We start from the raw sequence: 5,555 nt of genomic DNA on the forward strand, positions 1-5,555 counted from the left end.
CTGAGCGGGGGTCTGCGGAATAAAAGCCTGACGATAACCTACTTTCACACTGGTTGCAGCACTATCATTGGCGCGTAATCGTTTCACGGTCCTGTTCGGGATGGGAAGGGGTGGTACCGATTAGCTATGGTCATCAGGCATAACTTGTTGACTGCTTGTATTGCCGTTGTTTTGGCGGATACAAAAAGTCCAATTCAGAAGAAGTTCAGTAGAGTGTGCGTCAGAGGTGAGTCTTCGCACTAATCAATAATTTGTTTTGTCACAGTAAGCGAGACCATCGCTTACTGTGGTGGTTGTGACTGGTCTCGAACATGTGCCTCCTTCCGGAGTGCACTTTCGCAAACACTTCACAATACTTGTCGTAGCCTACAACCTGCTAAGGTTATAGGGACAAGCCTTACGGGCAATTAGTACTGGTTAGCTTAATGCATTACTGCACTTCCACACCCAGCCTATCAACGTCCTGGTCTCGAACGACCCTTTAAAGAGATCAAGTCTCTGGGAAGTCTCATCTTAAGGCGAGTTTCCCGCTTAGATGCTTTCAGCGGTTATCTCTTCCGAACATAGCTACTCGGCAATGCCACTGGCGTGACAACCGATACACCAGAGGTTCGTCCACTCCGGTCCTCTCGTACTAGGAGCAGCCCCCTTCAAACTTCCAACGCCCACGGCAGATAGGGACCAAACTGTCTCACGACGTTTTAAACCCAGCTCACGTACCACTTTAAATGGCGAACAGCCATACCCTTGGGACCGGCTACAGCCCCAGGATGTGATGAGCCGACATCGAGGTGCCAAACTCCCCCGTCGATATGAACTCTTGGGAGGAATCAGCCTGTTATCCCCAGAGTACCTTTTATCCGTTGAGCGATGGCCCTTCCATACAGAACCACCGGATCACTATGTCCTACTTTCGTACCTGCTCGACTTGTCAGTCTCGCAGTTAAGCACGCTTATGCCATTGCACTATTAGCACGATGTCCGACCGTACCTAGCGTACCTTCGAACTCCTCCGTTACACTTTGGGAGGAGACCGCCCCAGTCAAACTGCCTACCATGCACTGTCCCCGACCCGGATCACGGGCCAAGGTTAGAACCTCAAATAAACCAGGGTGGTATTTCAAGGATGGCTCCACGCAAACTGGCGTCCACGCTTCAAAGCCTCCCACCTATCCTACACAGATCGATTCAAAGTCCAATGCAAAGCTACAGTAAAGGTTCATGGGGTCTTTCCGTCTAGCCGCGGGTAGATTGCATCATCACAAACATTTCAACTTCGCTGAGTCTCGGGAGGAGACAGTGTGGCCATCGTTACGCCATTCGTGCAGGTCGGAACTTACCCGACAAGGAATTTCGCTACCTTAGGACCGTTATAGTTACGGCCGCCGTTTACTGGGACTTCAATCAAGAGCTTGCACCCCATCATTTAATCTTCCAGCACCGGGCAGGCGTCACACCCTATACGTCCACTTTCGTGTTTGCAGAGTGCTGTGTTTTTATTAAACAGTCGCAGCCACCAGTTTATTGCAACCCCTTCGTCCTTCTGCCGCAGGGCAGTCAAACTACAAGGGCGTACCTTATCCCGAAGTTACGGTACCAATTTGCCGAGTTCCTTCTCCCGAGTTCTCTCAAGCGCCTTAGAATACTCATCTCGCCCACCTGTGTCGGTTTGCGGTACGGTCTCGTATGACTGAAGCTTAGAGGCTTTTCTTGGAACCACTTCCGATTGCTTCACGAATTAATTCGCTCGTCTCAACCCCTTGAATTACGCTGCCGGATTTGCCTAACAGCCTTCTCCAGGTTAAAAACCGACTATTCCAACAGTCGGACAACCTTCCGCGATCCGTCCCCCCATCGCATCATACGACGGTGCAGGAATATTAACCTGCTTCCCATCAGCTACGCATCTCTGCCTCGCCTTAGGGGCCGACTCACCCTGCTCCGATGAACGTTGAACAGGAAACCTTGGGCTTACGGCGTGGAGGCTTTTCACCCCCATTATCGCTACTCATGTCAGCATTCGCACTTCTGATACCTCCAGCATCCTTTACAAGACACCTTCGCAGGCTTACAGAACGCTCTCCTACCATATCCATAAATGGATATCCGCAGCTTCGGTGTATAGCTTAGCCCCGTTACATCTTCCGCGCAGGACGACTCGATCAGTGAGCTATTACGCTTTCTTTAAAGGGTGGCTGCTTCTAAGCCAACCTCCTGACTGTTTTAGCCTTCCCACTTCGTTTTCCACTTAGCTATACTTTGGGACCTTAGCTGGCGGTCTGGGTTGTTTCCCTCTTGACACCGGACGTTAGCACCCGATGTCTGTCTCCCTTGCTCGCACTCGTCGGTATTCGGAGTTTGCAATGGTTTGGTAAGTCGCGATGACCCCCTAGCCATAACAGTGCTCTACCCCCGACGGTGATACAAGAGGCACTACCTAAATAGTTTTCGGAGAGAACCAGCTATTTCCAAGTTTGTTTAGCCTTTCACCCCTACCCACAGCTCATCCCCTAATTTTTCAACATTAGTGGGTTCGGTCCTCCAGTGCGTGTTACCGCACCTTCAACCTGGCCATGAGTAGATCACTTGGTTTCGGGTCTACACCCAGCGACTGATTCGCCCTATTCGGACTCGATTTCTCTACGGCTTCCCTATGCGGTTAACCTTGCCACTGAATGTAAGTCGCTGACCCATTATACAAAAGGTACGCAGTCACGGAACAAGTCCGCTCCTACTGTTTGTATGCACACGGTTTCAGGATCTATTTCACTCCCCTCCCGGGGTTCTTTTCGCCTTTCCCTCACGGTACTGGTTCACTATCGGTCGATATCGAGTATTTAGCCTTGGAGGATGGTCCCCCCATGTTCAGACAGGATTTCACGTGTCCCGCCCTACTTGTCGCAAGCTTAGTTCCACACCGATAATTTCGTATAAGGGGCTATCACCCTCTATGGCCGGAGTTTCCAATCCGTTCTACTATTAAAGATGCTAAATCTTGCAGGCTGTTCCCATTTCGCTCGCCACTACTTTGGGAATCTCGGTTGATTTCTTTTCCTGTAGCTACTTAGATGTTTCAGTTCGCCACGTTCGCTTTGCAACACTATGTATTCATGTTGCAATGACCTTACGGCCGGGTTTCCCCATTCGGAAATCTGCGGATCAATGTGTGTTTGCTCACTCCCCGCAGCTTATCGCAAGCTACTACGTCCTTCATCGCCTGATATCGCCAAGGCATCCACCATGTGCACTTAGTCACTTGTCCCTATAACGTTAACTCCTGGTGTCGTATTCCTGAATCTCTTCAGCAATCCGGTTCATCACCAAGAAACGGTATAGTTCTTTACTACTTATGAGTATTACTTTAGCGTTTGCCGTATCTCAAGGAATTTGATATTTCTAAAACTTGTCTTTCGACAGCTTTTTCAAACTCTTTTTAATACTTTGTTTGTTCGATACAATCACAACCCTTCCATAATTTCCATCAACAACTGTCGTCGCTGACTTCTCTTTACAGAAATAATTTTGATTATTTCTACTTTACTTCTTCTAAATTGTTAAAGAACGAGAACTACTTATTACTATGTCTTTCGCTTTGAAAGTACAAACCTAAATCTCAACGTTTTACTATGTAGCATTACCTGCTCTACATCCGCTGACTTACGTTTGCACTGTCGAGATCTGGTGGTGGGTCTGGTTGGGCTCGAACCAACGACCCCCGCGTTATCAACACGGTGCTCTAACCAACTGAGCTACAGACCCGATTCCTGCGACTTCTACCAAATCTTGGTGGAGGATGACGGGATCGAACCGACGACCCCCTGCTTGCAAAGCAGGTGCTCTCCCAGCTGAGCTAATCCCCCTTTCGGGAACATGATCTCTTACCTGTGTTCTCTATTCATCATTAACAGTCAATAAGTGTGGACACTTCACTACGCGCTACTCTAGAAAGGAGGTGATCCAGCCGCACCTTCCGATACGGCTACCTTGTTACGACTTCACCCCAGTCACGAACCCTGCCGTGGTAATCGCCCTCCTTGCGGTTAAGCTAACTACTTCTGGCAGAACCCGCTCCCATGGTGTGACGGGCGGTGTGTACAAGACCCGGGAACGTATTCACCGCGACATGCTGATCCGCGATTACTAGCGATTCCAACTTCATGTAGTCGAGTTGCAGACTACAATCCGGACTACGATACACTTTCTGGGATTAGCTCCCCCTCGCGGGTTGGCGGCCCTCTGTATGTACCATTGTATGACGTGTGAAGCCCTACCCATAAGGGCCATGAGGACTTGACGTCATCCCCACCTTCCTCCGGTTTGTCACCGGCAGTCTCATTAGAGTGCCCTTTCGTAGCAACTAATGACAAGGGTTGCGCTCGTTGCGGGACTTAACCCAACATCTCACGACACGAGCTGACGACAGCCATGCAGCACCTGTGTAAAGGTTCTCTTTCGAGCACTCCCAAATCTCTTCGGGATTCCTTCCATGTCAAGGGTAGGTAAGGTTTTTCGCGTTGCATCGAATTAATCCACATCATCCACCGCTTGTGCGGGTCCCCGTCAATTCCTTTGAGTTTTAATCTTGCGACCGTACTCCCCAGGCGGTCTACTTCACGCGTTAGCTGCGTTACCAAGTCAATTAAGACCCGACAACTAGTAGACATCGTTTAGGGCGTGGACTACCAGGGTATCTAATCCTGTTTGCTCCCCACGCTTTCGTGCATGAGCGTCAGTGTTATCCCAGGGGGCTGCCTTCGCCATCGGTATTCCTCCACATATCTACGCATTTCACTGCTACACGTGGAATTCTACCCCCCTCTGACACACTCTAGCCTTACAGTCTCCAATGCAGTTCCCAGGTTGAGCCCGGGGATTTCACATCAGACTTATAAAACCGCCTGCGCACGCTTTACGCCCAGTAATTCCGATTAACGCTTGCACCCTACGTATTACCGCGGCTGCTGGCACGTAGTTAGCCGGTGCTTATTCTTCAGGTACCGTCATTAGCATTCCGTATTAGGAAACACCGTTTCTTCCCTGACAAAAGAGCTTTACAACCCGAGGGCCTTCTTCACTCACGCGGCATTGCTGGATCAGGGTTGCCCCCATTGTCCAAAATTCCCCACTGCTGCCTCCCGTAGGAGTCTGGACCGTGTCTCAGTTCCAGTGTGGCTGGTCGTTCTCTCAAACCAGCTACTGATCGTCGCCTTGGTAGGCTTTTACCCTACCAACTAGCTAATCAGATATCGGCCACTCCATGAGCATGAGGTCTTGCGAGCCCCCACTTTCCACCTTAGTGCGTATGCGGTATTAGCGTAACTTTCGCTACGTTATCCCCCACTCTAGGGTATGTTCCGATATATTACTCACCCGTTCGCCACTCGCCGCCAGGTTGCCCCGCGCTGCCGTTCGACTTGCATGTGTAAGGCATGCCGCCAGCGTTCAATCTGAGCCAGGATCAAACTCTTCAGTTTAATCTCTGTTTTTCGACAATTTCTTGTCTATGTCACCGTAGTGACATGTCGCTCACTCAAAATACTGACAGTTCAGTGACT

2 tRNA genes, 3 rRNA genes and 1 pseudogene are annotated in these 5,555 nt (G+C 50.0%); 1 reads left to right on the top strand and 5 read right to left on the bottom strand.

Going from position 1 to position 5,555, the window contains the following annotated elements:
* Positions 1-25: 25 nt before the first annotated feature.
* Positions 26-138 (bottom strand): 5S ribosomal RNA (rrf, locus tag ACO0LK_RS26835).
* A 138-nt stretch (positions 139-276) separates the two neighbouring features.
* On the opposite strand from rrf, the pseudogene ACO0LK_RS26840 reads away from it, so the two are divergent.
* Positions 277-363: pseudogene (locus ACO0LK_RS26840) on the top strand (hypothetical protein); the annotation flags it as partial.
* Between the two features lie 23 nt (positions 364-386).
* On the opposite strand, the gene ACO0LK_RS26845 reads toward ACO0LK_RS26840, so the two are convergent.
* The 4 genes from ACO0LK_RS26845 to ACO0LK_RS26860 all read right to left on the bottom strand — a co-directional run bounded on the left by ACO0LK_RS26845 (position 387) and on the right by ACO0LK_RS26860 (position 5,474).
* Positions 387-3,262, bottom strand: a 23S ribosomal RNA gene (locus ACO0LK_RS26845).
* Between the two features lie 420 nt (positions 3,263-3,682).
* A tRNA-Ile gene (locus ACO0LK_RS26850) sits at positions 3,683-3,759 on the bottom strand.
* A gap of 25 nt (positions 3,760-3,784) precedes the next feature.
* Positions 3,785-3,860, bottom strand: a tRNA-Ala gene (locus ACO0LK_RS26855).
* Between the two features lie 85 nt (positions 3,861-3,945).
* Positions 3,946-5,474: ribosomal RNA gene (locus ACO0LK_RS26860) — 16S ribosomal RNA — on the bottom strand.
* The 16S, 23S and 5S rRNA genes sit together here with 2 tRNA genes alongside, the layout of an rRNA operon.
* Positions 5,475-5,555 lie beyond the last annotated feature (81 nt).

This window comes from Undibacterium sp. Ji49W, assembly GCF_049340205.1.
Classification (GTDB): domain Bacteria; phylum Pseudomonadota; class Gammaproteobacteria; order Burkholderiales; family Burkholderiaceae_D; genus Undibacterium.